This window comes from Roseomonas sp. TAS13 (assembly GCF_001950415.1).
Taxonomy (GTDB): Bacteria; Pseudomonadota; Alphaproteobacteria; order Acetobacterales; family Acetobacteraceae; genus Roseomonas; species Roseomonas mucosa.
The window spans coordinates 1-25,072 of sequence record NZ_BDLP01000033.1 but is presented as its reverse complement, the minus strand read 5'-3'; the positions used below and the strand labels follow the sequence as shown (position 1 = coordinate 25,072).

Below are 25,072 nucleotides of genomic sequence, written 5' to 3'. Positions count from 1 at the left end.
AGGGGTGGGCCAGGGGTGGGCCAGGGGTGGGAAGGAGCGGCCCCGGCGGGGCCGCCCTGGCGTCAGGCCGCCATGCGGCGGAAACGGTCGTGGCGGAAGGGCGCCGGGTCCACGATCGGGGTGTCGTTGGCCACCAGATCGGCCATCAGGCGCCCCGCCCCGGGCCCGATGCCGAAGCCATGACCGGAGAAGCCGGTGGCGATGTGCAGGCCGGGGATGCGCTCCACCGCGGAGATGACGGGCACCACATCGGGCGTCACGTCGATCAGCCCGCCCCATTCCTGCGCCACCCGCATCGCGGCGAAGCCCGGGAAGGCGCGCGTCAGGTTGGCACGGGCGCCGTCGAGCAGGGCGCGGGAGGGGACGGGGTCGAGGACCCGCACCGCCTCGAAGGGCGAGGCTTCCTCCATCCCCCAGTGGCGCGGGATGCGCCATTCCTCCAGGAAGCGGCCGCCGATGCGGAGGCGCAGGTCGCTCCAGGTCGCGCGCAGATTGGGCAGGAAGTCGAGGAAGAGGCGGAAGCTGTCCGGCGTGATGTCCGACACGGCGGCCCGTTGCGAGATGGTGTAGCCGCCATCGGCGCGCTTGCGGAAGGCGAAGTCCGAGGCGGCTGCCGCGGTTTCGGGCAGGCCCTCCAGCGGCTGGGTGCGCAGCACCGAGCCCAGCACCTTCATCTGCGGCAGGTCGAAGCCGGAATTGCCGCAGAACAGGCGCGACCAGGCGCCGCCCGCCAGCACCACGGAATCGCAGGCGATGCGGCCCTTCTCCGTCACCACCCCGGCGATGCGGCCGCCCTGCCGGTCCAGCCCGCGCACGGCGCAGCCGGTCAGGATGGCGGCGCCCCGCTCCCGCGCGGCGCGGGCGATGGCCGGGGCGGCGCGCTGCGGCTCGGCGCGTCCGTCGCTGGCGGTGTAGAGCGCGGCCGGCCAGCGGCGGGCGGAGCCGGGCAGCACCGCATCGACCTCCGCCGTGCCGAGCATGCGGCTGTCGAGCTGGTAGAGCTTCGCGTGTTCCAGCCAGGCCTCGTGCCGGGCGATGTCGGCCGGCCCCTCGCAGAGATAGACGATGCCGGACTGGCGGTAGCCCGTGTCGATGCCCAGGCGTCGGTCGAGGCCGCGCCAGATGCGCTGCGCCTCGATGCTGAGCGGGATCTCGCGCGGGTCGCGGCCCATGGTGCGGCACCAGCCCCAGTTGCGGCTGGACTGCTCCCCGCCGATGCGGCCCTTCTCGCAGAGGGCGGCGGAGATGCCCTTCTCGGCCAGGGCCAGCACGGTGCTGACGCCGATGATGCCGCCGCCGATCACCACGACATCGACGCGCGCCGGCAGGCTGGGATCGGATTCCACGGGATCGACGGGTGGGGACATGGTGTCTCTGTTTCTCCAGCGCCCGGATGGCGGATGGTGCCGGGCGGGCGACCCCGACGGTATACAGGAGAACTGGAGCAGCAAGTTCCGGACCGTCGCAAGCCCGCATCGCTTCCCCGGTGGTGTGGCCGGCTGGAAAACCGGCCCCGGCGGATGGTGGCTGGCCGGGTATACCGGAATTTCCGCGTCACCCCCGCCCCGGCCAAGGTAGGGGCATCGTTCCTGGCCCGGCTCTTGCTTCTGGCCAGGGCATCCAGCCCGGACAGGCGGCTTGCCGCAGCGCATGAAGACATCCTGCCCGTTGTGGGTGGAGAGTGCCGGAATCGGCGGCGGGATGCCGGCAGGACTGGGGCGACGAACAGGGCCTGGCACATGCCCGGCCCGGAACCGGATGAGGGGATCGATCGGATGGTCTGGCGTATCGGAGTGGATTCCGGCGGCACCTTCACCGATGTCTGCCTCTTCGAGGAGGAGACCGGGCGGATGGCGGTGTGGAAGGTGTCTTCCACGCCGGACGATCCCTCGCGCGGCATCGCGCAGGGCTTCGAGGAGGGCATCGGCCAGGTCGGCGTCGCGGCCGGCGAGGTGGGCTTCCTGGGCCATGGCACCACGGTCGCGACCAATGCGCTGATCCAGCACCGGGGCGTGAGGACCGGGCTGATCACCACGGACGGGTTCCGCGACCTGCTGGAGATCGGGCGGCAGAAGCGGCCGGAGCTCTATGACCTGCAGGCCGACAAGCCGGAGATCCTGGTGTCGCGCGACCTGCGGCTGGAGGTGCCGGAGCGCGTCCACCACGACGGCCGGGTGGAGACCGCGCTGGACGAGCAGGCGGTGCGCGAGGCCGCACGGGCGCTGCGGGCGGCGGGGGTGAAGTCCGTGGCGATCTCTTTCCTCTATGGCTTCGTGCGACCGGAGCACGAGGCCACCGCGAAGCGCATCGTGGAGGAGGAGTTCCCCGAGGCCTTCGTCTGCGCCAGCCACGAGGTGGCGCCCGAGTTCCGCGAGTTCGAGCGGCTCTCCACCACCGCGGTGAACGCCTATCTCGGCCCGGTGATGGAGGGCTATATCCGCCGGCTTTCCGCCCGGCTGCGCGACCTCGGCCTCGCCGTCACGCCGCAGCTCACGCAGAGCAATGGCGGCGTGATCGGCTTCGAGGCGGCGGCGCGGCTGCCCGTCCGCACCGTGCTGTCCGGCCCCTCGACCGGCGTGGTGGCGGCGCAGGAGATCGGGCGGATGGTCGGCATCCCCGACCTGATCACCTTCGACATGGGCGGCACCTCCACCGACGTGGCGCTGCTGAAGGACAGCCAGTGCCGCCTGACCGGGGAGGCCGAGGTGCATGGCTATCCGATCAAGGCGCCGATGCTCGACATCCACACGGTGGGCGCGGGCGGGGGCTCCATCGCCTATGTGGACAGCGGCGGGCTGCTGAAGGTGGGGCCGCGCTCCTGCGGCGCCTTTCCCGGGCCGGTCTGCTATGACAAGGGCAGCACCGAGCCCTCCACCACCGATGCGAACGTGGTGCTGCAGACGCTGAACCCGACACATCTGCTGGCCGGGCGCATGCCGGTGCGGCAGGACCTGGCGAAGGAGGCGATCGGGCGGCTGGCGGAGAAGCTGGGGCTGGACGTCATGGCCACGGCGCAGGGCATCATCAGCGTGGTGACGGCGAACATGGCGCGGGCCATCCGCGTCATCTCCGTGCAGCGCGGGCACGATCCGCGCGACTACACGCTGGTGGCCTTCGGCGGCGCCGGGCCGCTGCATGCGGCGCGGCTGGCGAAGGAGCTCGACATCTCCCGCATCCTGGTGCCGCTGACGCCGGGCATCCTTTGCGCCACCGGGCTGCTGCTGACCGACCTGCGGGCGGATTTCGCCTCCACGCGGCTGGCGGTGCTGGGGGAGGGCTCGCTGCCGCTGATGCGCGAAGCCTTCGCCGGGCTGGAGACCCAGGCGCGGGCCTGGTTCGAGGCCGAGGGCATCGCGCCGGAGGCACGGCGCCTGAAGCGCACCGTGGACATGCGCTATGCCGGGCAGAACTACGAGCTGAGCATCCCGCTTCCCGAGGGGGAGATCGGGAGCGCGACGCTCGATGCCCTGGCAGAAGGCTTCGCCGCCGCGCACCGGCAGCGCTACGGCTTCGTGGCGGAGGGGGAGACGGTGCAGCTCGTCACCTATCGCGCCGAGGCGACGGGAGTGGTGCGAAAGGCCGCCTTCCAGCCGCGGCCGGAGGTGGGGCCGGATGCCTCCGCCGCGCGGATCGGCGAGCGCGAGGTCTGGATGCCCGAGGCGGGCGGCTGGACCCCCTGCCCCATCTACGACCGCGCGAAGCTGCGGCCCGGCAATGCCGTCCAGGGCCCGGCCATCATCGAGCAGATGGACACCACCACCGTGGTGCTGCCCGCCATGGTCGCCCGCGTCGAACCCTATCTGAACCTGATCCTGGAGGCCGCATGAGCGCCGCCGCGAAAGACCGGGCTATGGTCGATCCCATCACCGTCGAAGTGATCTCCTCCGCCCTGTCCTCGATCACCGAGGAGATGGGCGAGGCGCTGGTGCGCGCCTCCTATTCCACCAACATCAAGGAGCGGCGGGACTGCTCCACGGCCCTGTTCAACACGGCGGGCGAGACGCTGTGCCAGGCCGAGCACATCCCGATGCACCTCGGTTCCTTCATCGGGATCATTCCGCATATCCTCAAGCGGCATCCGGTCGCGGAGATGCGGCCGGGCGACGTCTTCATGGGCAACGACGCCTATGAGGGCGGCGGCACGCACCTGCCGGACATCGTGCTGGCCGAGCCGGTCTTCGTGGAGGATGGCGGGACGAGCCGCATCGTCGCCTGGGCGGTGAACACGGCGCACCATGCCGATTTCGCCGATCGCGGCCATGCCCACATCTTCCAGGAAGGCATCCGCATCCCGCCGATCCGCCTGTACCGCGCCGGCGAGTTGCAGAAGGACGTGCAGGAGCTGCTGCTGCTGAACTGCCAGGTGCCGCGCGAGCGCCTGTCGGACCTGCGGGCGCAGATGGCGGCGAACCGGCTGGGCGTGGAGCGGATGCAGGCGCTCTGCGCGAAATACGGCACGGACACGGTGCTGGCGGCGGGCGATGCGCTGCTGGACTATGCCGAGCGCAAGATGCGCGCGGGCATCGCCACCATCCCGGACGGCACCTACCGCTTCGAGGACCTGTTCGACAATCCCGAGATCGACCGGGACCTGCCGATGTCCTGCGAGATCGCCGTGGCGGGCGACGAGATGCGCCTGCATTTCGAGGCGCCGGACCAGGTCCGGGCCGGGCTGAACATGGTCTACACCGCGCTGCTTTCCACCGTGTACTACGCGGTGAAGACGGTGGTGGACCCGACCATCCTGCCCAATGCCGGCCTCGCCCGGCCGCTGACGGTCACGGCGCGGGAGGGCAGCATCGTCAACTGCACCGCCCCCGCCGCGGTGAACGGGCGCATCGCCGCCTGCCAGCGCGTGGTGGACCTGATCCACGGCGCGCTGGCCCAGGTGGTGCCGGAGCGGGTGATCGCCGCCTGCAACGGCTCCGTCGCCTCCGCCACCTTCGTCGGCACGCAGCCGGGCACGGGGGAGATCTGGGTCTATCTGGAGACCATCGGCGGCGGTTCCGGCGCGCGTCACGACAAGGACGGGCTGGATGGCGTGCATGTGCACATGACCAACACCTCCAACCTCCCGGCCGAGGCGCTGGAGCTGGAATATCCGCTGACCCTGCTGCGCTATGAGCTGGTGGACGGTTCCGGCGGCTGCGGCACGCATCGGGGCGGCATGGGGCTGCGCCGGGTCTATCGCGCCGAGGCCGAGTGCCGGCTGCGCGTGGACGGCTCCCGCCTGCGCTCCGCGCCCTGGGGGCTGGCCGGCGGGTTGCCGGGCGGCATGGGCGGCTTCGTCTATGGGGAGGGCGTGGCGCCCTTCGACCACGGTTCCGGCGTGCTCAGGCCTGGACAGGTGGTGGAGATCGTCACCCCCGGTGCCGGGGGCTATGGCCCGCCTTCCGGCCGCACCGCCGCGGAAGTCGCCCGCGACGTGGCGGAACGCCGCATCGACCCCGGAACCGCGCGCCGCGTCTACGGCGCGTCCTGAACGCCTCCTGCTGACCCTGGGTAAGGATTGACGAACCATGTCTCCACGCATCGCCCGTCGCTCGCTGCTCGGGGCCGGCATGGCCCTGCCACTGCTGGGTCTCGCCGCCCGGGCGGCGGAATCCTCCGGCGTGCTGCGCCTCGGCCTTTCCTCCTATCCACCCAACCTGACGCCCTGGATCAATGCCGGCTCGGCCGCCGGCACGGTGGTGTCGCTGATGCACCGGGGGCTGCTGTCCTTCGACGGGGATGGCAGGCTGCAAGGCGAGATCGCCGAGCGCTGGGAGGCCGACGGCAAGGACTGGGTCTTCCATTTGCGTGACGTCACCTGCCACAACGGCCGGAAGATGACCTCCGCCGATGTGAAATGGACGCTGGAGCAGGTCGGGGGTGAGAAGTCCACCGCCTATATGCGCCCGCAGATGCAGGCGGTGGAGCGCATCGAGACGCCGGATGCCCGCACCGTGCGGCTGGTGATGAAGCAGCCGATGGTCACCATCCCCGAATGGCTGGCGACCTATTTCATGCCGATCGTGCAGAAGGATTCGATCGAGCGCGGCGGGGTGGGCGTGGGCTGCGGCCCCTTCGTCATGAAGTCCGCCGAGCGCGGCACCTCGATCGAGCTGGAGGCCTTCCCCGGCTTCTACAGGCCCGGCCTGCCGAAGCTGAAGGGCGTGCGCGCCGTCGCCTATCCGGACGAGAATGCCCGCGTGGCGGCGCTGATCGCGGGCGACGTGGACCTGATCGACTATGTGCCGTGGCAGTCCATGGGGCGGATCGAGTCCGAGCCGAAGCTGCGGCTGGACACGCAGAACGGCCCCTTCATGTACCTGCAGTTCAACGGGCGCAGCGGGCCGCTGGCCAATCCGCTGGTGCGGCAGGCGATCGGCTTCGCCATCAACCGGGACGACATCATCAAGGGCGCCTTCTTCGGGCGCGGCACGCCGATCCACGGCGTTCCGCTGCTGCCCGCCAACCCGTTCTATTCCCAAAGCGCGAACAGCACCTTCCGCTTCGATCCCGCGCAGGCCCGGGCGCTGCTCGCCAAGGCGGGAGTGGCGGAGGGATTCTCCTGCAACCTGCTCTCCACGGCGCAGTACGGCATGCACAAGGACACGGCCGAGGTGGTGCAGCAGAACCTCGCCGCCATCGGCATCCAGGTGCAGATGAACCTGCCGGACTGGGCGACGCGCGTGCAGCTCGGCAATCGCGGCCAGTATGACCTCGCCATCGGCGGCACGGCGGTGGAGATCACCGATCCGGACGGGCTGAGTCCAATGATCGACAACAGCCTGCCCGCCTCCTACATCCGCAGCACCGGCTTCACCACGCCGGGGCTGAGCGAGCTGCTGGCCCAGGGGCGCGCCGAGAGCGACGTGTCGAAGCGCAAGGAGATCTATGCCAGGGTGCAGGATCTGGTGGTGGAGAACGTGCCGATGCTGGGCCTCTGCTACCGCTCGCAGGGCTATGCCATGACCTCGGCGCTCAGGGGCTTCGTCAACCTTCCGGGGCCGCTGACCTTCTATTCCCCGGCCACGCTCGAAGCGGCCAGCCTGTCGTGATGCCGCGGAGGACGATCTGATGCTGGAATCCCGGGGGCGCGTGGCGATGGTGTCCGGTGCCTCGCGCGGCATCGGCCGGGCGGTGGTGGAGCGATTGCTGGAGAGCGGCTTCACCGTTTCCGCCGGGATGCGGAGCCCGGATGCCCTGCCGGAGCATCCGCGCCTGAGCCGCCATCGCTATGATGCCGAGGACCTGGCCAGCGCGGAGGGCTGGGTGGCCGGGACCCTGGCGCGGCACGGGCGGCTGGACGGGCTGGTGAACGCGGCGGGGATCAACCCCATGGCCGGCCTGCACGATGCCGACGAGACGGCGCTGGACGCGCTGTGGCGGGTGAACGTGAAGGGGCCGGCGCGGCTGGTCCGCCTCGCCTGGGCGCATCTCGTGGCCGCCGGGCATGGGCGGGTGGTGAACCTGTCCTCGCTTTCCGGCAAGCGGGTGAAGAACGCCAATCTCGGCTATGCGATGAGCAAGTTCGCCGTGGTGGCGCTGACACACGAGGTGCGGCGCGAGGGCTGGGAACAGGGCATCCGCGCCACCGCCGTCTGCCCTTCCTTCGTCAATACGGACATGACCGGCCATGTCACGAGTTGGCCGCGCGAGAAGATGACGCAGCCGGCCGATCTCGCCCGGCTGATCGAGACCTGCCTGCTGCTGCCAGACGAGGCGGTGGTGGCGGAGCTGCTGGTCAACTGCCGGCTGGAAGACCTGTTCTGAGGGCGGGGAGGGTGTTTCCCCTCCCCTTCCCTTCTCAGGCGGCGGCCTGTTCCAGCGGCCGCCAGCCCGCATAGCGCGGATGGTTCGGGCCGATGGGCAGGAGGACGGCCTCGCCGGTTTCCGCGGAATGGTACATCGCCGTCAGCAGTTCCAGCGAGCGGCGGGCATCGGCCAGCGTCACCGGCAATGCGCCGCCGCTTTCCAGCGCGGCGTGGAAGTCGCGCATCTGGCCGGTGAAGCGCGGGGGCACCGGCACCCAGCCTTGCAGCGCCTCCTCGACCCGGGCCGCCGTGGCGGCGTCGCGCGGGACGATGCGCCAGGGGTCCTCGCCGGGGTTGTAGGGGCCGGGGCTGCTCTCGAAGGTCAGGTTCTCGAAGCAGAGGTACAGGCGGGTGATCTGTTCCTGGCATCCCACCGTGGCGGCGAGCGAAACCAGGGCGCCGCTTTCCATGGTCAGGCTGGCCACGGCGCAGTCCTCGACCTCGATATGGGGATGGACGCGCGTGGCGGTGCGGGCATAGACGTCGCGGATCGGCCCCATCAGCTCGCAGAGCATGTCGTGCGGGTGGATCGCATGGGTGATCAGCGTGCCGCCCAGCTCCGTGCTCCAGCGGCCGCGCCAGGGCACGGCGTAGTATTCCGGCAGGCGCTGCCAGGCCGTCTCCACCGTCGCCAGATAGGGGCGGCCGGCGATGCCGCTCTCGACGAGGTGCCTCGCCTTCTGGAAGCCGTCGCCGTAGCGGTACTGGAAGATGGGCATGACCCGGCCCGGCGAGCGCGCCTCGGCGGCGATCACCGCATCCACTTCCCGCAGGGAGCCGACCAGGGGCTTCTCGCAGACCGCGTGCTTGCCGGCGGCGAGCGTGGCCATGATCTGCTCGCCATGCAGGCCAGGCGGCGTGCAGATGTCCACGATCTCCACATCCGGCATGGCCAGCACCTCGGCGAAGCTCTGCGTGGCGCGGGGGATGCCGTAGTCGGCGGCGAAGCTGGCGAGGCGCTGCGGGTCGATGTCGCAGATCGCGACCACCTCGAAGAGGTCCGGATAGGGAAGGTAGCCTTCCTCCATGTGCCGCCGGCCGATCCCGGCGCCGACGATGGCGAGTTTGCGTCTGATGGGCATGGTCCGGCTCCTCACATCCCGGCGAAGGCGCGATCCGCCATGGCCTGGGCGGTCAGGGCGAGTTCCATGGCCCTGAAGCCGAGCTCCTGCGGCATCGCGGTTTCCGTGCGGTCGCGCAGATCGTTGGCGAAGAGGCGCCCGAAGGGCCGCACCGTGTCGTTGCAGTCGATGTAGCGGACGCCGTCCCGGTTCGAGAGGAAGAGGTGATCGCCTCCCGGGCGTCCCTCGGGGTCGAAATACTTCCGCAGCTCGATCGTGCCCTGGGTGCCGAGGATCACCAGTCGTCCGTCGCCCCAGACAGGCATCGCATCGGGGGTGTACCAGTCCACCCGGACATAGCCGGTCACCTTGCCGGCGCGCAGGTGCATGTCGCCGAAGTCGCGGAAGCGGGGGTGTTCCGGCAGGGCGCGGTTGCCGACCGTGGCGGAAAGGACCTCGCCCTCCATGCCCTGGCCCATCGCATCGGCGAAGAAGAGGAACTGCTCCGCCTGATGGCTGGCGATGTCGGTGAGGATGCCGCCGTTGCGGGCGGGGTCGAAGAACCAGTCCGGGCGCTTCGGGGCGCTGAGGCGGTGCGGGCTGAGGCCGACGGTGTTCACGACCTCGCCGATCGCGCCCTGGCGCACGAGCTCCCCGGCCCGCACCGTCGAGCGCTGGTCCAGGTGTTCCGAGAAGAAGATGCTGAAGAAGCGCCCCGTTTCCGCCCGCGCCGCGCGGACCGCCGCCAGATCCTCCAGCGTCAGCATGCCGGGCTTGTCCACCAGCACGTCCTTGCCATGCCGCATCGCCTCGATGCCGATGCCGGCGCGGTCGGCGGGGATGGCGGCGCTGAGGATCAGGCCGATCTCCGGGGACTCCAGGATGCGCCGGCGATCGGCGATGCGCGGGATCCCCGGGTAGCGGTCCTGGAAGGTGGCGGCGAGGTCGTCCTCCGGCGCGTGGAAGCCGGCGCATTCCCCGCCGGCCTCCCGCATCGCGCGCATCATGCCGTGGATATGGTCGTGATTGATGCCGATGACCGCGAAACGGAACGGTGCCATGGTTCAGCCACGCTCCAGCACGTCATTGGCCTCGTTCACGAAGCGCCTGGCGCCATCCCTGGGCGAAAGGCGGCCGAAGCCGATCTCCTCGTTGGTCCGCTTCAGGATGTTGGCGATCTCGCCCGCGCCCTTGGGCGGCGGCGGCGGCACGGGGCCGACGCGCGTGCTGACCATGTCGATATAGGCCACCAGCTCCTTGCTGGATTCGTCCATGCCCTTCTTGATGACCTCGCGCTGGGCATTGGCGATGGGCACGCCACGCTCCACGCCCAGGATCTCGCCGGCGCGCGGATCGGTGACGTAGAAGTTCAGCAGCTTCACCGCCTCCTCCGCCCGGGGCGAGCGGCCATAGACGCTCAGCAGCTGCGACGGCTTCAGGTACTGGCCGGGCGGGGCATCGGGGGCGATGGTGGGCACCATGGTCATGGCGACGCGGTCGCGGTTCAGCTTCTGCATCGCCACGAGCTGGTTGGAATGGGCGAAGTCGATGGCCGCCTTGCCCAGCGTCAGCGGGCTGGTCTCCAGGCTGTTCTGGTAGAGGGCCTGCACCTCCGCCGGCACGCAGGCCTTGCTCTTGCGCAGGCGGTCCCAGTAGCCGAACCATTCCTCCATATCGGCGGTGGCGAAGCCCAGCTTGTCGTCCGGCGCGTAGAGCAGCTTGCCCTTCTGGCGCAGGAAGATCTCCAGGATCGGCTCCTGCTGCCCGGCATCCGAGAGCCCGTAGAAGTCGGCCCTGTTGGCCTTGCGGGTGATCTCGGCGCCCAGCTTCGCATAGGCGTCCCAGGTCAGATCGGGTGTCGGCAGCGGCAGGCCGGACTGTTCCAGCACCGTGCGGTTGAACATCATCGAGGGCGAGTTGGCCCCGAAATTGACGCCGTAGAGCTTGCCGGCCGCCTTGCCGACATCGACGAATTTCGGGTCCCAGTCGCTGATCTGCAGCGTGCCGGGCACATGGGAATCGAGCGGCAGCAGCACGCCGCGCCGCGCGTATTCGAAGAGGTAGCGGTAGTCCATCTGGATCAGGTCCGGCGCGTTGCGGCCGACGACCTGGGTGGCGAGCTTGGGCCAGTAGTCGCTCCAGCCCATGTTCTCGCTGTCCACCGACACATTCGGATGGAGCTGGCTGTAGAGGGCGCTGACCTTCATGGTGCGGTCCGCCCGTTCCTTGGTGCCCCACCAGGTCATGCGCAGCCGCACCGGCGCCGCCTGGGCCCTGACCAGTCCGCCGCCGCCCGCGAGAAGACCCAGCGAGGCCATCCCGCCCAGCATGAGGTTCCGTCTTGTGGACATGCTTCCTCCGATTGGTTCTTCTTGCTTCCGTTCAGCCGAGCTGCGCGGCCACGGGCACGGCCCGGCCGGTCTTCACGCTTTCCACCGCCGCGACGCCGCAGAGCACGGACAGCGCGCCGGCCCGCGCCCCGGCGCGCTGGTGCAGGGGGTCGGGCATCTCCGGATCGAAGAGCATGGCCTGCAGGCGCTTGTCGCCGCCGAAATGGCCGCCATGCTCGCGCGTGATGCGGATGGTCTCGGAGGGGCCGAAGTTCCGCATCAGCAGGATCTCGTCATGGTCGCCGATGCCGAAGGGGTCCTTCTCCTTGTGCCGGATCTCCAGCCGCCCCTTGCGCCCGTTGAAGGCGAGGTGGTGCCCCTCGACCGGCATGCAGGCGTTCAGGGAGTAGGAGACCTGCACGCCGTTGCCATAGACCAGCGAGGCGCTCATCGTGTCGTAGATGTCGATGTCCTCGCGGAAGACGCAGGCGTCGCGGACATAGCCGTCCTCCCGCGAGGGGTCCTCGTAGAGCATCTCCAGCCAGGGATCGGCGGCGATGTCGAGGTGGAAGTCGCAATCCGCCGCATGGAGGCAGCCGTGGCAGCGCTCGCCGCGATAGGGGCCGTTGGCGCCGTAGTGCCGCAGGTTGCCGCGCGCGAAGATCTCCTTCGGCTCGTCCGCCACGTACCAGTTCAGCAGGTCGAAATGATGCGTGGACTTGTGGACGAAGAGGCTGCCGGAGTTCTTCTGGTAGGCGTGCCAGCGGCGGAAGTAGTCCGCCCCATGGCGCGTATCGAGATACCAGTGGAAGTCGATCGAGGTGATCTCCCCGATCGCACCCTCCATCAGCAGTTCCTTGATCTTCGCACCGAAGGGTGCGTAGCGGTAGTTGAAGGCGACATTCACCTTGCGCCCGGTCCGCGCCTCCGCCTCCAGGATGCGGCGGCACTTGGCCGCGGTGGTGGCCATGGGCTTTTCGGTGATGACGTCGGAGCCTGCCTCCAGCGCCTGCACGATCAGGTCGTCATGCGTGTCGTCGCGGGTGCAGACCATCACCGTGGCGGGACGGAGGGTGGACAGCATCTCCCCGAAATCGGTGAAGACCGGGGCGTTGGTGCCGATCGCACGCTGCGAGCGGTGGGCGCGCATCCCGTTGATGTCGCAGAGGCCGACGAGATCCACCTGCGGGCCGAGACGGGAAAGCAGCTCCTTGCCCCACATGCCGGTGCCACGATGGCCCGTGCCGACCAGCGCAATCCGCTGCTGCGCGAGATCAAGCGACATACTCACTCCCCATGGACAGGACCGGCGCCAGGCGCGGGCAGACGGAGCCGTCGGCGCGGAACAGGTGGCAATCCCCCGCATCGCAGGTGATCGGGATGTTTTCACCCGGATGGATGCGGCGCTGTCCTTCCAGTTGCAGCGTCACGGCCTGTCCGTCCGCCGTCTGGCCATAGACCAGCGAGGCGCTGCCGAGCTGTTCCACGAGCTGCACGCGCAGGCCGCCGAGTTGCACGCCGTCGCTTCCGGCGCGCAGATGCTCGGGCCGGATGCCCAGCACCAGCCCTTCCTCGGCGGGCGGGCGGAGGCCGGGAAGGCGCACCTCCTGGCCGCCCAGCATCACGCCCTCCCCCCCCGGCGCAGGGGCCACCGACAGGAAGTTCATCTTCGGGCTGCCGATGAAGCCGGCCACGAAGCGGTTGGCCGGGTTGTTGTAGAGATCGAGCGGCGAGCCGATCTGCTCGACCTTCCCGGCGCGCAGCACCACGATCTTGTCGGCCATGGTCATGGCCTCCACCTGGTCGTGGGTCACGTAGATCATCGTGTTGCCGAGCTTGCGGTGGAGATTGGCGATCTCCACCCGCATCTGCACGCGCAGCTCGGCGTCCAGGTTCGACAGCGGCTCGTCGAAGAGGAAGATCCCCGGCTCGCGCACGATGGCGCGGCCGATGGCCACACGCTGGCGCTGCCCGCCCGAGAGCTGCTTCGGCTTGCGCTCCAGCAGGTGGCTCAGTTGCAGCACCTCCGCCGCCTGCCGCACACGGCGGTCGATCTCCGGCTTCGGCATCCGGGCGGTTTCCAGCGCGAAGGCCATGTTCTTGTACACGTTCATATGCGGGTAGAGCGCATAGGACTGGAAGACCATGGCGATGCCGCGCTGCGCCGCCGGCACGTCGTTCATGACATTGCCGCCGATCACCAGATCGCCGTCCGAGATCGTTTCCAGCCCCGCGATCATGCGCAGCAGGGTGGACTTGCCGCAGCCCGAGGGGCCGACGAAGACCACGAACTCGCCGGGCGTGATGTCGATGTTCACGTCATGCAGCACGGCATGCTGGTCGAAGCGCTTGAAGACGTGCCGCAGGTTCAGGCCGGTCATCGTTTCATCCCCGTGGTGGCGATCCCCTCGATCAGCAGACGCTGGAAGAAGAGGAAGAAGAGGAAGACAGGAACCAGGCCCAGGACGGACATGGCGAAGAGCGCGGGCCAGTCGGATTCCCCGCCCGAATCCACGAAGGAGCGCAGGCCGATCTGGGCCGTGTAGGTTTCCATGTCGTTCAGGTAGATCAGCGGCCCGAAGAAGTCGTCCCAGGTCCAGATGAAGGAGAAGATCGCAGCCGTCGCCATCACCGGCAGCGAAAGCGGCAGCATGATCTTCCAGTAGATCCGCCAGGGGCTGCACCCGTCCATCATGGCGGCCTCGTCCAGCTCGCGCGGGATGTTGCGGAAGAACTGGACCATCAGGAAGATGAAGAAGGCGTCCGTGGCCAGGAACTTCGGCACCACCAGCGGCAGGATGGTGTTCACCCAGTCCAGGTTCAGGAACAGGATGTACTGCGGGATCAGCGTGACGTGATAGGGCATCATCAGCGTGCCCAGCATCAGCGCGAACCAGAGGTTCCTGCCCCGGAAGCGCAGCCTGGCGAAGGCATAGGCCGCCAGCGAGCAGGATACGACATTGCCGATCACCGACAGCACCGCGATCACTGCCGAGTTCCAGAAGAACTGCCCGAAGCTGACCTGGAGGCTGTTCCAGCCGCGGACATAGGCCTCCAGGCTGAGGCTCTGCGGGATGATCGAGATGGTGGAGAAGATGTCCTGGCTGCTGCGGAAGGAGCTCGCGAGCATCCAGAGCAGCGGGTAGAGCATGCAGAAGGCGACGGCGATCAGCACCGCATGCTTCAGGACCGGGCGGCCGCTTGCCGCCGCGCGGGGGCCGCCGTGGCGGAGGGCCTCACTCATCGTAATGCACCCAGAAGCGCGCGGAGAGGAAGGAGACCGCGGTGAAGCCCGCGATGATCAGCACCAGCACCCAGGCGAGCGCCGAGGCATAGCCCATGCGGAAGAAGCTGAAGGCCTCCTGGAACAGGTAGAGGGTGTAGAACAGGGTGGAGTTCACCGGCCCGCCCGTGCCCTCGCTGATGATGAAGGCGGGGGTGAAGGCCTTGAAGGCGTCGATCACCTGCACGATGGAGTTGAAGAAGATGATCGGCGTCAGCAGCGGCAGGGTGATGCGGAAGAACTGCCGGCGCGGCGAGGCCCCGTCCAGGCTGGAGGCCTCGTACAGGTCCTGCGGAATCTGCCGCAGCCCGGCCAGGAAGATGATCATCGGGCTGCCGAACTGCCAGATGCCCAGCACCACCAGCGTGTAGAGCGCCGTGTCCGGGTTGGCGATCCAGCTCGGCCCCTGGATGCCGACCAGAGCGAGGAGCTGGTTCAGCAGGCCGGTGCCGGAGAAGATCTCCCGCCACAGCACCGCGATGGCCACGCTCGCCCCCAGCAGGGAGGGCAGGTAGAAGATGGCCCGGTAGATGGTGAGGCCGCGGATGCCCTTGTTGAGCACCATCGCCACGCCCAGGGCGAAGGCGAGCTTCAGCGGCACGGTCAGCACCACATAGGTGAAGGTGACGCGGAGCGATTCCCAGAACTTGGTGTCTGAGAAGAGGATGCGGCGGTAGTTGGCCATCCCCGCCCAGCGCGGGTCCGTCATCAGGTCGAAATGGGTGAAGGACAGCGCCAGCGAGGCCAGGGCCGGCCCCAGCGTCAGCCCGAAGAAGCCGATCAGCCAGGGCAGCAGGAAGAGGTAGCCGGGCAGGCTTGCCCAGCGTTTCCGGCTGGCCTTCCGCTTCCGGGCGGCGGTCCAGCCCGTTTCAGCGGCGGCGATCTGCATGATCCCCCGCCCCGTTTCCGGGTTTCGTCATCGGTCGTCCTCCCCATGGCTCTTGCGGCCATGTCCGTCAGCCCCTACTCAGCAAGCAGGTAACCGGTTGGTTCCCACGCTAGGGAGGCGCCTCCCTTCGTGTCAAGCACGGATATGATCGGTCGTGATCGCACACGAGCGTTCTTTCCGCTGGTCTTGTGCATCCTCCACGGCAATTTTGCGGAACCATGTCGGACATCCTCATCCCGCAGCGCAGCAAGCGCGCCGAGACCACCCGCCGGAAGATCCTGGACGCCGCGGTCGTCGAGTTCACCGCCAATGGCCTGGCCGGGGCCCGGGTGGACGAGATCGCCGCCCGGGCCGGGGTGAACAAGCGCATGCTCTATGTGCATTTCGGCAGCAAGGAGGAGCTCTGGATCCAGGTCCTGGAGCATGTCTATGGCGCCAAGCGGGAGGAGGAGCGGGCGCTCGACGTCGGCAGCCTGCCGCCGGTGGAGGCCATGGCACGGCTGGTGCGCTTCAACCTTCGCTACACGGCGCGGCATCCGGAGTTCGTCACCCTGCTGAACCAGGAGAACATGCACCGGGCCAGTTACCTGGGGCGCAGCGAGCAGGTGCGGGCGCTCTATTCGCCGCTGCTCGAATCCGTGCGGGATGTCCTGGTCAGGGGCGCCGAGGCGGGCGTCTTCCGGCGCGATGCCGATCCTTTGCAGACCTATGTGACGATCGTGGCGGTGGGCCATTTCTACGTGGCCAACCTCCATACCCTTTCGGCCATCTTCAAGACCGACCTGTCCACCGAGGTGGCGCTGGGGCTGCGCGAGGATCACTGCGTGGATGTGATCCTGGGCTATCTTCGTGCTTGACCGGCGGGGCAGTCCCGTTCTTAGGTAACCATGCAGTTACCTGAGAACGGGATGGAATCGTCATGGCGGAACGTCGCATTGGCCTGATCATGCATGGCGTGACAGGGCGCATGGGCATGAACCAGCACCTGATCCGCTCGATCGCCGCGATCCGGAAGGATGGCGGCGTCCCCCTGAAGAACGGCGACCGGCTGATGCCCGACCCGATCCTGGTCGGCCGCAACCGGGAGAAGCTGGAGGCCCTGGCCCGGGCCCATGGGGTGGAGCGCGTGGGCACCGATCTCGACGAGGCCCTGGCCAACAAGGACGACGAGATCTTCTTCGACGCCGGCACCACGCAGATGCGCGCCGCGCTGATCCGCAAGGCCATCGCCGCCGGCAAGCACATCTACACCGAGAAGCCGACTGCCGATAACCTGGAGGACGCGCTGGACGTGGCCCGCCTCGCCCGCAAGGCGGGGGTGAAGAACGGCGCGGTGCAGGACAAGCTCTTCCTGCCGGGGCTGGTGAAGCTGAAGATGGCCATCGACAGCGGCTTCTTCGGCAAGATCCTCTCGGTGCGGGGCGAGTTCGGCTACTGGGTCTTCGAGGGCGACCTGCAGCCGACGCAGCGGCCCTCCTGGAACTACAAGAAGGACGAAGGCGGCGGCATCATCCTCGATATGCTCTGCCACTGGCGCTACGTGCTGGACAACCTGTTCGGCGAGACCAAGGCGGTCTCCTGCCTGGGCGCCACGCACATCCCGCGCCGCATCGACGAGAAGGGCGAGGCCTACGAGGCCGATGCCGACGATGCCGCCTACGCCACCTTCGAGCTGGAGGGCGGGGTGATCGCGCAGATCAATTCCTCCTGGGTGACGCGGGTGCGGCGGGACGACCTCGTGACCTTCCATGTGGACGGCACGCATGGTTCCGCCGTGGCCGGGCTGATGACCTGCCGGACGCAGAGCCGTGTGAACACGCCGAAGCCCGTCTGGAGCCCCGACACGCCGCAGCCCATCGACTTCTTCGCGGGCTGGGAGGAGATCCCCGACACGCAGCCCTATCCCAACGGCTTCCGGGTGCAGTGGGAGCTGTTCCTGCGCCATGTCGCGGGCGAGCTGCCGGAGTTCAAGTGGAACCTGCTGGCCGCTGCCAAGGGCGTGCAGCTCGCCGAGGCCGGCCTGAAGTCCTGGGCCGAGCGCCGCTGGATCGACCTGCCGAAGCTGGAGGTCTGACCCTGTGCCGACCCTGACCCTGCCGGGCGCCGAGGGGCGCCTGGCGCCCTACACCACGGGCGCGCCACGGGAGTTCCCCGTGGCGAAGCCGCCCTTCCCGCGTATCGCCCTGGCCGCCGCGCATCTGGTGGCCGATCCGCTGGCGGAGCAGGACCCCTGGCTCGACGTGAGGATCGACTGGGACCGCACCATCGCCTTCCGCCGCCACCTCTGGTCGCTGGGCCTGGGCGTGGCCGAGGCGATGGATACGGCGCAGCGCGGCATGGGCCTCGACTGGACGGGGGCGCAGGAGCTGATCCGGCGCTCGCTCGATGCGATGAAGGACGTGCCGGGCGCGGTGATGGCCTCCGGCGCCGGCACCGACCATCTGGCGCCCGGCCCGGATGTCACGGTGGACGACGTGATCCGTGCCTATGAGGAGCAGTGCTCCGCCGTCGAGGGCATGGGCGGGCGCATCATCCTGATGGCCTCCCGCGCCCTGGCCCGGGCGGCGCGCGGGCCGGACGACTATGTGCGCGTCTATGACCGCATCCTGCGGCAGGTGCGGCAGCCGGTGATCATCCACTGGCTGGGCGAGATGTTCGACCCGGCGCTGGAGGGCTACTGGGGCCATCACGACCACTGGAAGGCGATGGAGGTGGCGCTGGAGGTCATCGCCGGCCATGCCGCCAGGGTGGACGGGGTGAAGATCTCCCTGCTCGACAAGGAGAAGGAGATCGCCATGCGCCGCCGCCTTCCCGAAGGCGTGCGGATGTACACGGGCGACGACTTCAACTACGCCGAAACGATCGCCGGGGATTCCGAGGGGCATTCCGACGCGCTGCTCGGCATCTTCGATCCGATCGCCCCGGCGGTGGGCGGCGCGCTGGCCTGCCTGTCGCGCGACGACCTGCAAGGCTTCCACGACATCCTGGCGCCGACCGTGCCGCTCAGCCGGCATATCTTCAAGGCGCCGACCCGGTTCTACAAGACGGGCGTGGTCTTCATGGCCTGGCTGAACGGGCACCAGGACCACTTCACCATGGTCGGCGGGCAGCAGTCGGCCCGCTCCATCGGCCATTTCGCGGAGCTCTTCCGTCTCGCCGACAAGGCCGGTCTGCTGCGCGACCCGGACCTTGCCGCCGCGCGGATGCGGCAGATCCTCGCGGTGCACGGCGTGTCATGAGCATGGCGAAGAGCGATCCCGGACCCCTTTCCCTCAACACCGCCACGGTGAAGGAGCGCTGGGGGCTGGCGGAATGCATCGAGGGCTGTGCCCGGCACGGCATCCCCGGCATCTCCCCCTGGCGCGACGTGCTGCAGGCCATGGGGGTGGAAGAGGCGGCGCGGCAGATCCGCGACGCCGGGCTGACGGTCACCGGCCTGTGCCGCGGCGGCATGTTCACGGCCCCCGACGCGGCGGGGCGGGCCGCCGCCATCGAGGACAACCGCCGCGCCATCGCCGAGGCCCATGCCATCGGCGCCGCCTGTCTCGTGATGGTCTGCGGCGGGCTGCCGCCCGGTTCCCGGGACCTGCCCGGGGCGCGGGAGATGGTGCGGGAGGGGCTGCACGCCATCATGGGCGAGGCGCGCGATGCCGGCGTCACCATCGCGTTGGAGCCGCTGCACCCGATGACCTGCGCCGACCGCTCCGTGCTCGCCACGCTGGGGCAGGCGCTGGATCTCTGCGAGGAGCTGGGGCGCGGCAGCGGCGTGGCGCTGGATGTCTATCATGTCTGGTGGGACCCGGACCTGGCCCGGCAGATGCGGCGCGCCCGGGGACGGATCGCCGCCTTCCACACCTGCGACTGGCTGGTGCCCACCACGGACACGGTCTTCGACCGCGGCCTGCCGGGCGACGGGGTGATCGACATCCCCGCCATCCGCGCCATGGCGGAGGAAGCCGGCTGGCCCGGCGGGGCGGAGGTGGAGATCCTGTCGCGCCGCTGGTGGGCACGCGACCCGGACGAGGTGCTGCCGCTGCTGAAGGAGCGCCACCAGAGCGCCTGCTGACACCCTCCGCACCCCGCCGGGCACGGGGGGGGATGGCCGGTCTTCCGGCGAAGCTGCGGCGCGGGCCCGCGACGGCCCGCGCCCCCCATCAAGAAGAATGCGTTCGGGAGAAACAACGGGAATGTTCATCGCAAGACGCGGCCTCCTGGCCGCCGGGCTGGCCCTTCCGTCCGTGGCCCTTCCGTCCCTGGTGCGCGCCCAGGGCGGCGGCGCCTGGGCCCCCACCCATCCGGTGCGCTTCGTCGTCCCCTTCCCCGCCGGCGGCGCCACCGACGTGGTGGCGCGCGTGCTGGGGGAGCGATTGCAGCAGCGCCTGGGCCAGCCGGTGGTGGTGGAGAACCGCACCGGCTCCGGCGGCAACCTCGGCATGGAGAATGCCGCGCATTCCCCCGCCGATGGCCATACGCTGGTGATGGCGACCATGGGAACGCTGAGCATCAACCAGCATTTGTACCGCAACCTCGGCTTCGATCCGGTGAAGGGCTTCGCCCCCATCTCCATGGCCTTCGGCACGAACCATGTGCTGATCGTCAACCCCGGGGTGCCGGCGCGAACGGCGCAGGAATTCGTGGCGCTGGCGAAGGAGAAGGGCAGCGGCATCAGCTATGGCTCGGCGGGTTCCGGCAGTTCCACCCATATGGTGGCGGAGCTCTTCCGGCTCGCCGCCGGCATCCAGCCGATGCACGTTCCCTATCGCGGCAGCGCCCCGGCCCTGAACGACACGATCGCCGGAACGGTGCAGTTCATGCTGGACCAGCTTCCCTCCGCCCTCGGCCAGATCCAGGCCGGGACGGTGCGCGCCCTGGCGACCACCGGCCCGCGGCGCTCGGCCCTGTTGCCGGAGGTTCCCACCATGGCGGAGATCGGGCTCCCGGCGGCGGAAGCGACCTCCTGGGGCGCGGTCCTCGCTCCCGCCGGGACACCGGCCGCCGCCATCGCCCGCTACAACCAGGCGATCCGCGAGATCCTGGCCGAGCCCGGGGCGCAGGAACGCCTCGCCGCCGCCGGAGCGGACGCGGTTTCCTCCACGCCCGAGGAGCTCGCCGCCACCATCCGGCGGGAAAGCGACAAATGGGGCCGCGTGGTGCAGGAGGCGAGGATCACCGTGAACTGACGGCCCAAAGGGGGTGCCCGGAAGGGGCACCGCTCAGGCCAGATGCGGCAGGTCCTGCGCCCGGACCTCGTGGCGCAGGGGCTCCCCGGACAGGAAGCGCCGGATCTCCTCGATCACCAGCGCCGTCATGCGCTGCGTTTCCGGCCCTTCCGCCCCCGCGATATGCGGCGTCAGGAAGACGTTGGGCAGGTCGTAGAGCGGATGCCCCGGCGGCAGCAGGTCGGGTTCCGTCACGTCGATCACCGCGCTGATCCGCCCGCCCGACAGGGCCTCCACCAGCGCCTCCTGGTCCACGAGGCCGCCCCGCGCCGTGTTCAGCAGCACCGCGCCGTCCCGCATCAGCGCCAGTTCCCGCCGGCCGATCATGCCGCGCGTGGCGGGCAGCAGCGGTGCGTGCAGGCTGACCAGATCGGCCTCGGCGAGCAGGACCTCCAGCGGCCGCGGGGTGGCGCCCAGCCGCACGGCCTCCTCCCCGCCCACGAAAGGGTCGCTCAGCAGCACCCGCAGGTCGAAGGGCCGCAGCAGCTCGATCACCCGCCGCCCGATCCGGGAGGCACCGACGATGCCGACCGACTTGCCGTAATTGCCCAGGCCCGGCGCGAGGTTGCTCCAGGGCTTCGGCGCATCGCGCCGTTCCCGGTACAGCCGGTTGAGGCGGAAGACCTGCTTGTTGGCGAAGAGGATCGCCGCCAGCGTGTATTCCGCCACCGGCAGCGCATTGGCATCGGCGGCATTGACCACGCGGATGCCGCGCTCCCATGTCTCGGGCGCGAGATGCCCCTTCACCGTGCCGGCGAGATGCGCCACCAGCCGCAGGCGCGGCATGGCCTCCAGCGCCGCCCGGTCCAGCCGCGGCGCGCCCCAGCCGGTCACCAGCACCTCCACCTCCGGCAGGAGCGGTGCCAGCGCGGGGTCGTCGAAGCGGCGTACGGGTTCGGGCAGCAGGACATCCAGCAGTTCCCGCAGTTGCGCGTGCTGCGCGGCGGAGACGGTTTCGGGATTGCGGCCCGGGTCATAGGCCAGCAGGGCAGCGGGTCCGCTCATGATTCCTCCCCAGGTTCTCCTGCCGCAATGCAGCAAAAGTAACCAGACATTTACGAAGCATCCCGGGCGTGGATTATCCACCTCATCCCTTTGCCTGCAAGCTATCCGCCGTTGATGCTTGACATGCCGTGGTGCGGTAGTAACCTTCCAGTTACCAAAAAGCGGCAGCCGGCCGCCTCCGAACCCGCGCCGACGGCATGGTTCCCGGACACGGCCCCGAGGCGTGTTGTCCCGGAAGCCGACCCGAAGTGGGCGAGAACGGCGCCGGATAAGGGGAGGACAAGTCCATGGCGGATCTCGCGCGGCGCGACCTGGGTCGGCTGGCCCTGGGCGGCGGCCTTGCCCTGATGGGCGGCACGCTGGCGGGCGGCCGTTCCGCCGGGGCGGCGGAAACGAGGATGGCGGTGCAATGGTTCGGCGCCAGCGACCGCGCCCGCCGCACCTTCGCGGTGATCGAGCTCTTCGAGAAGCGCCATCCCGGCCTCAAGATCAATGGCCAGTACGGCAACTCCACCGACTACTTCCAGAAGATCAACACGCAGATCGCCGGCCGCAACGGGCCGGACGTCTTCCAGCTCGAACCCAACAGCCTGTCCGACTATGCGCGGCGCGGCGCGCTGCTGCCGCTGGAGCCGATGCTGGGCAAGACCATCGACGTGTCGGGCATCGACCCTTCGATGCTCGACCTCTGCCGCGTGGACGGCAAGGTCTATGGCATGGGGCTCGGCCTGAACTCCTTCGCCATGCTCTATGATTCCGAGGTCTTCGCGCGCACCGGCCTGACGCCGCCGGACGAGAAGACCAGCTGGGACGACTATGTCCGCCTTTCGGTGGAGCTGACCAAGGCGGCCAAGCAGGAGAACTGGTGGGGTTCCGCCGATATCAGCCGGAACCAGCAGGCGCTGACCGTCTGGCTGCGCCAGCATGGCATCGATCTCTTCACGGCGGAGGGCAAGCTCGGCCTCACCCCGGAGCTGGCGGCGGAATGGTTCGCCTTCTGGGACAGGCAACGCAAGGCCGGCGGCTGCATCACGCCCGACATCGCCTCGCAGGACGTGAACTCCATCCAGTCCATGCCGCTGGTCACCAAGAATGCCGGCATGGCGCTGATGTTCTCCAACCAGCTCGTCGCGACGCAGGAGGTCGTGCCGTTCAGGCTGGGCATGACCACCTTCCCGCATGGCGGCCCCGGCGCGAAGCCGGGGCATTTCTACCGCCCCGCACTGATCTGGTGCCTTTATGGCCGCGGCCGCAACACGCAACTTGCGGCGGAGTTCGTGAACTTCTTCCTCAACGATCCGGAGGCGGTGAAGATCCTGGGCGTCGAGCGTGGCGTGCCGATGGCCAAGGCATCGCGCGAGCTCGTCCTGCCGACGCTGAACGAGATGGAGCGCCGCACGGTGGAGTACGTCAACCTCCTGGCCGACAAGGTGGGCCCCTATCCGCCCGCCATGCCGGTGAACGCGCAGCAGTTCGGCCAGTTCCTGCGCAACGCCGCCGACGAGTTCGCCTTTGGCCGGATGGATGCGAAGCAGGCCGCCGCGAAGCTGGTCAGCGACACGAACGCCATCCTGTGACGAACGCGGACCTGCACGCGGCCATCCGCGGGAACCCGCTGGGCACCCGCGCCGATGCCGCCCACCTGCTGCTCGACCTGAACGCGCCGCTGCGGCCCTGCTTCAGCCCGGGGCGCGCGCAGGTGCGGCTGGGGCTGGACAGCGCGCATTTCGACCGCAAGGCCGAATGGTTCGAGGGCTATGCCCGCCCGCTCTGGGGCCTCGCGCCCTTCGCGGCGGGCGGCGGCGATTTCGACGGCTGGTCCCTGTTCCGGGAGGGGCTGGCGAGCGGCAGCGACCCCGCGCATCCGGAATACTGGGAGGCCGTCACCGACCACGACCAGCGCTCGGTGGAGATGGCGGCGCTGGGCTTCGCCCTGGCCCTGGTGCCCGAGCATCTGTGGGAGCCGCTGCCGGAAACCGCGAAGCGCAACCTCGCCACCTGGCTCGGCGGCGTGCAGCGCGTCGCCATGGCCGACAACAACTGGCACTTCTTTCCGGTCATGGCGGGGCTGGGCATGGAGCGCGTCGGCCTGCCGGTCGACGAGGCTTCCCGCGACCGGCACTTGGCACGGATCGAGGAATTCTACCTCCGCGACGGCTGGTACGGCGACGGGGCCGGCGGCCATATCGACCACTACAACGGCTTCGCGCTGCAGTTCTATGGCCTCGCCTATGCCGCCCTGGCCGGCGGGCGCGACCCGGAGCGCGCCGCCCGCTACCGCGACCGTGCGGTCGCCTTCGCCCGGGGCTTCCGCCACTGGTTCGGCGATGACGGCGCCACGCTGGCGATCGGCCGTTCGCTGACCTACCGCTTCGCCACCGCCGCCTTCTGGGGCGCGCTGGCCTATGCCGGGGTGGAGGCGCTGCCCTGGGGCGTGATCCGCGGGCTCTGGGCACGGCAGATCCGCTGGTGGCTGCAACAGCCGATGCTGGACGAGGCCGGGCGGATGCGCGTCGGCTATCGCTGGCCGAACCTGCTGATGAGCGAGAACTACAATTCCCAGGGCTCGCCCTACTGGGCCTTCAAGGCCTTCCTGCCGCTCGCCCTGCCGGACACGCATCCCTTCTGGCAGGCCGAGGAGGCGCCGCACCCGGACGCGGACGGCGTGACCCTGATCCCCGGGGCCTTCATGCTGGTGCGGCGCCAGGGCGGCGACGTCACCGCCCTGCCCGCCGGGCCCAGCCACGACAACATGCGCGGCGGCACGGAGAAATGCGCGAAATTCGCCTATTCCACGCATCTCGGCCCCTGCCTGGAGGCGGCGCGCTGGATCCACAATGGCGCCTGCGGCGACAACATCCTGGCCGTCAGCACGGATGAGCGGGACTGGCACATCCGCCGCGACATCCCCGCCCGCCGCCTCGGCCGGGACTGGATCGAGACCGGCTGGTCGCCGCTGGCGGGGGTGGAGGTCACGACGCTCCAGTTCTTCAGCGAGGGCTGGGAGATCCGCCTGCACGACCTCCTCACCGACTGGGACGTCGCGACCCTGGAATCAGGCCATGCGGTGCCCTGCCGCGTCCGCTCCCGCAAGCGGCCGGGCGGCTCCGTGCTGGACCTCCTGTCGGAAGGCGGAATCCTGCTGCAGGTGGGGGAGGCGGCGGCGAGCGCGATCCTGGACCCCCTCGGCCGGCGGCGGAGCGGGGCGATGGATGTCATGGCCAATACCAGCCTGATGTTCCCGCAGGCCGCCGTGCCGGTGCTGGGCGGCCGCCTCCCGCCCGGCCGGCACCTGCTGGCCACGGCGGTGCGGGCGGAGCGGCAGGCGGGGATGGCGTTTCCGCTCCCCGCCTGGGACCGGATCGCGGCCCTGGCCGCCGGGGCCGGCTGGGATGCGGCACGGGGCGTGGAACCGGGTCCGCTGCCCGGGCCGGCTCAGTCGCTGCGGACCGACAACCGCGTCCCGGACCCGGTCCTGGCGATGTG

Annotated in this window: 20 protein-coding genes; 11 read left to right on the top strand and 9 right to left on the bottom strand. The window is 69.5% G+C overall.

Annotated elements, in window-relative coordinates; all coding sequences use genetic code 11:
* Positions 1-62 precede the first annotated feature (62 nt).
* The gene (locus ROTAS13_RS04990) at positions 63-1,367 is read right to left on the bottom strand and encodes an FAD-binding oxidoreductase (RefSeq protein WP_019460346.1); all 1,305 of its coding nucleotides are present in this window, start codon (positions 1,365-1,367) and stop codon (positions 63-65) included.
* 408 nt (positions 1,368-1,775) lie between these two features.
* Here ROTAS13_RS04990 and ROTAS13_RS04985 point away from each other — a divergent pair, with 408 nt between their 5' ends.
* From ROTAS13_RS04985 to ROTAS13_RS04970, 4 genes are read left to right on the top strand one after another with little or no spacing between them, the layout of a single operon-like run.
* Positions 1,776-3,827: a hydantoinase/oxoprolinase family protein gene (locus ROTAS13_RS04985; protein ID WP_026033061.1), complete on the top strand. Its 2,052-nt coding sequence runs from the start codon at positions 1,776-1,778 to the stop codon at positions 3,825-3,827.
* Positions 3,824-5,482 carry a hydantoinase B/oxoprolinase family protein gene (locus ROTAS13_RS04980; RefSeq protein WP_058389406.1) on the top strand — a complete coding sequence of 553 codons (1,659 nt, stop codon included), beginning with the start codon at positions 3,824-3,826 and terminating at the stop codon, positions 5,480-5,482. The genes ROTAS13_RS04985 and ROTAS13_RS04980 overlap by 4 nt, the downstream gene beginning before the upstream one ends.
* A 37-nt stretch (positions 5,483-5,519) precedes the next feature.
* Positions 5,520-7,043 carry an ABC transporter substrate-binding protein gene (locus tag ROTAS13_RS04975; protein ID WP_058389407.1) on the top strand — a complete coding sequence of 508 codons (1,524 nt, stop codon included), beginning with the start codon at positions 5,520-5,522 and terminating at the stop codon, positions 7,041-7,043.
* 19 nt (positions 7,044-7,062) lie between these two features.
* On the top strand, positions 7,063-7,758 hold the full coding sequence (locus ROTAS13_RS04970; protein WP_058389408.1) for an SDR family NAD(P)-dependent oxidoreductase: 696 nt from the start codon (positions 7,063-7,065) through the stop codon (positions 7,756-7,758).
* Between the two features lie 34 nt (positions 7,759-7,792).
* On the opposite strand, the gene ROTAS13_RS04965 is transcribed toward ROTAS13_RS04970, so the two are convergent.
* The 7 genes from ROTAS13_RS04965 to ROTAS13_RS04935 are packed head-to-tail and all read right to left on the bottom strand — an operon-like array spanning position 7,793 to position 15,362.
* Entirely contained in the window at positions 7,793-8,881 is a 1,089-nt protein-coding gene (locus ROTAS13_RS04965; RefSeq protein WP_058389409.1) for a Gfo/Idh/MocA family protein, read from the bottom strand.
* 11 nt (positions 8,882-8,892) lie between these two features.
* A complete protein-coding gene (locus ROTAS13_RS04960) occupies positions 8,893-9,921 on the bottom strand; it encodes a Gfo/Idh/MocA family protein (RefSeq protein ID WP_075821704.1) in 1,029 nt (342 codons plus the stop codon).
* A gap of 3 nt (positions 9,922-9,924) precedes the next feature.
* A complete protein-coding gene (locus ROTAS13_RS04955) occupies positions 9,925-11,211 on the bottom strand; it encodes an ABC transporter substrate-binding protein (RefSeq protein WP_075821703.1) in 1,287 nt (428 codons plus the stop codon).
* Positions 11,212-11,242: 31 nt separating this feature from the next.
* A complete protein-coding gene (locus tag ROTAS13_RS04950; protein ID WP_019460354.1) occupies positions 11,243-12,475 on the bottom strand; it encodes a Gfo/Idh/MocA family protein in 1,233 nt (410 codons plus the stop codon).
* A complete protein-coding gene (locus tag ROTAS13_RS04945) occupies positions 12,465-13,571 on the bottom strand; it encodes an ABC transporter ATP-binding protein (RefSeq protein ID WP_019460355.1) in 1,107 nt (368 codons plus the stop codon). Before ROTAS13_RS04945 ends, ROTAS13_RS04950 begins: the two co-directional genes overlap by 11 nt.
* Entirely contained in the window at positions 13,568-14,434 is an 867-nt protein-coding gene (locus ROTAS13_RS04940) for a carbohydrate ABC transporter permease (RefSeq protein WP_075821702.1), read from the bottom strand. The genes ROTAS13_RS04945 and ROTAS13_RS04940 overlap by 4 nt, the downstream gene beginning before the upstream one ends.
* On the bottom strand, positions 14,427-15,362 hold the full coding sequence (locus tag ROTAS13_RS04935) for a carbohydrate ABC transporter permease (protein WP_019460357.1): 936 nt from the start codon (positions 15,360-15,362) through the stop codon (positions 14,427-14,429). The genes ROTAS13_RS04940 and ROTAS13_RS04935 overlap by 8 nt, the downstream gene beginning before the upstream one ends.
* Before the next feature lie 218 nt (positions 15,363-15,580).
* Between ROTAS13_RS04935 and ROTAS13_RS04930 the strand changes: the two genes are divergently transcribed.
* The 5 genes from ROTAS13_RS04930 (at position 15,581) to ROTAS13_RS04910 (ending at position 20,542) form a co-directional block, all read left to right on the top strand.
* Positions 15,581-16,219, top strand: a complete 639-nt coding sequence (locus tag ROTAS13_RS04930) for a TetR/AcrR family transcriptional regulator (protein ID WP_027282863.1) — start codon at positions 15,581-15,583, stop codon at positions 16,217-16,219.
* A gap of 62 nt (positions 16,220-16,281) precedes the next feature.
* Positions 16,282-17,436 (top strand): Gfo/Idh/MocA family protein, encoded by a 1,155-nt coding sequence (locus tag ROTAS13_RS04925; RefSeq protein ID WP_075821701.1) that lies wholly within the window; start codon positions 16,282-16,284, stop codon positions 17,434-17,436.
* A gap of 4 nt (positions 17,437-17,440) precedes the next feature.
* On the top strand, positions 17,441-18,601 hold the full coding sequence (locus ROTAS13_RS04920; RefSeq protein ID WP_019460360.1) for a dihydrodipicolinate synthase family protein: 1,161 nt from the start codon (positions 17,441-17,443) through the stop codon (positions 18,599-18,601).
* Positions 18,598-19,428 (top strand): sugar phosphate isomerase/epimerase, encoded by an 831-nt coding sequence (locus tag ROTAS13_RS04915; protein ID WP_019460361.1) that lies wholly within the window; start codon positions 18,598-18,600, stop codon positions 19,426-19,428. Before ROTAS13_RS04920 ends, ROTAS13_RS04915 begins: the two co-directional genes overlap by 4 nt.
* A 121-nt stretch (positions 19,429-19,549) precedes the next feature.
* Positions 19,550-20,542 carry a tripartite tricarboxylate transporter substrate binding protein gene (locus ROTAS13_RS04910; RefSeq protein ID WP_075821700.1) on the top strand — a complete coding sequence of 331 codons (993 nt, stop codon included), beginning with the start codon at positions 19,550-19,552 and terminating at the stop codon, positions 20,540-20,542.
* A 33-nt stretch (positions 20,543-20,575) separates the two neighbouring features.
* Here the strand turns inward: ROTAS13_RS04910 and ROTAS13_RS04905 are convergent, their stop codons facing one another.
* Positions 20,576-21,586 carry a hydroxyacid dehydrogenase gene (locus ROTAS13_RS04905; protein WP_075821699.1) on the bottom strand — a complete coding sequence of 337 codons (1,011 nt, stop codon included), beginning with the start codon at positions 21,584-21,586 and terminating at the stop codon, positions 20,576-20,578.
* A 287-nt stretch (positions 21,587-21,873) separates the two neighbouring features.
* On the opposite strand from ROTAS13_RS04905, the gene ROTAS13_RS04900 reads away from it, so the two are divergent.
* Together ROTAS13_RS04900 and ROTAS13_RS04895 are read left to right on the top strand one after the other, a co-directional pair.
* Complete coding sequence (locus ROTAS13_RS04900; protein WP_075821698.1) at positions 21,874-23,163, top strand: ABC transporter substrate-binding protein; 1,290 nt, start codon at positions 21,874-21,876, stop codon at positions 23,161-23,163.
* On the top strand, positions 23,160-25,072 hold a 1,913-nt coding region (locus ROTAS13_RS04895; protein WP_075821697.1), incomplete at its 3' end, for a DUF2264 domain-containing protein. The genes ROTAS13_RS04900 and ROTAS13_RS04895, both read left to right, overlap by 4 nt.

Bases quoted from the DNA above. Each gene is read 5' to 3' on its own strand.
- ROTAS13_RS04905 (WP_075821699.1), bottom strand. From the start codon at position 21,586: ATGAGCGGACCCGCTGCCCTGCTGGCCTATGACCCGGGCCGCAATCCC.
- ROTAS13_RS04900 (WP_075821698.1), top strand. From the start codon at position 21,874: ATGGCGGATCTCGCGCGGCGCGACCTGGGTCGGCTGGCCCTGGGCGGC.
- ROTAS13_RS04915 (WP_019460361.1), top strand. From the start codon at position 18,598: ATGAGCATGGCGAAGAGCGATCCCGGACCCCTTTCCCTCAACACCGCC.
- ROTAS13_RS04985 (WP_026033061.1), top strand. From the start codon at position 1,776: ATGGTCTGGCGTATCGGAGTGGATTCCGGCGGCACCTTCACCGATGTC.
- ROTAS13_RS04950 (WP_019460354.1), bottom strand. From the start codon at position 12,475: ATGTCGCTTGATCTCGCGCAGCAGCGGATTGCGCTGGTCGGCACGGGC.
- ROTAS13_RS04935 (WP_019460357.1), bottom strand. From the start codon at position 15,362: ATGCAGATCGCCGCCGCTGAAACGGGCTGGACCGCCGCCCGGAAGCGG.
- ROTAS13_RS04975 (WP_058389407.1), top strand. From the start codon at position 5,520: ATGTCTCCACGCATCGCCCGTCGCTCGCTGCTCGGGGCCGGCATGGCC.
- ROTAS13_RS04910 (WP_075821700.1), top strand. From the start codon at position 19,550: ATGTTCATCGCAAGACGCGGCCTCCTGGCCGCCGGGCTGGCCCTTCCG.
- ROTAS13_RS04990 (WP_019460346.1), bottom strand. From the start codon at position 1,367: ATGTCCCCACCCGTCGATCCCGTGGAATCCGATCCCAGCCTGCCGGCG.
- ROTAS13_RS04965 (WP_058389409.1), bottom strand. From the start codon at position 8,881: ATGCCCATCAGACGCAAACTCGCCATCGTCGGCGCCGGGATCGGCCGG.
- ROTAS13_RS04970 (WP_058389408.1), top strand. From the start codon at position 7,063: ATGCTGGAATCCCGGGGGCGCGTGGCGATGGTGTCCGGTGCCTCGCGC.
- ROTAS13_RS04945 (WP_019460355.1), bottom strand. From the start codon at position 13,571: ATGACCGGCCTGAACCTGCGGCACGTCTTCAAGCGCTTCGACCAGCAT.
- ROTAS13_RS04960 (WP_075821704.1), bottom strand. From the start codon at position 9,921: ATGGCACCGTTCCGTTTCGCGGTCATCGGCATCAATCACGACCATATC.
- ROTAS13_RS04980 (WP_058389406.1), top strand. From the start codon at position 3,824: ATGAGCGCCGCCGCGAAAGACCGGGCTATGGTCGATCCCATCACCGTC.
- ROTAS13_RS04925 (WP_075821701.1), top strand. From the start codon at position 16,282: ATGGCGGAACGTCGCATTGGCCTGATCATGCATGGCGTGACAGGGCGC.
- ROTAS13_RS04940 (WP_075821702.1), bottom strand. From the start codon at position 14,434: ATGAGTGAGGCCCTCCGCCACGGCGGCCCCCGCGCGGCGGCAAGCGGC.
- ROTAS13_RS04955 (WP_075821703.1), bottom strand. From the start codon at position 11,211: ATGTCCACAAGACGGAACCTCATGCTGGGCGGGATGGCCTCGCTGGGT.
- ROTAS13_RS04930 (WP_027282863.1), top strand. From the start codon at position 15,581: ATGTCGGACATCCTCATCCCGCAGCGCAGCAAGCGCGCCGAGACCACC.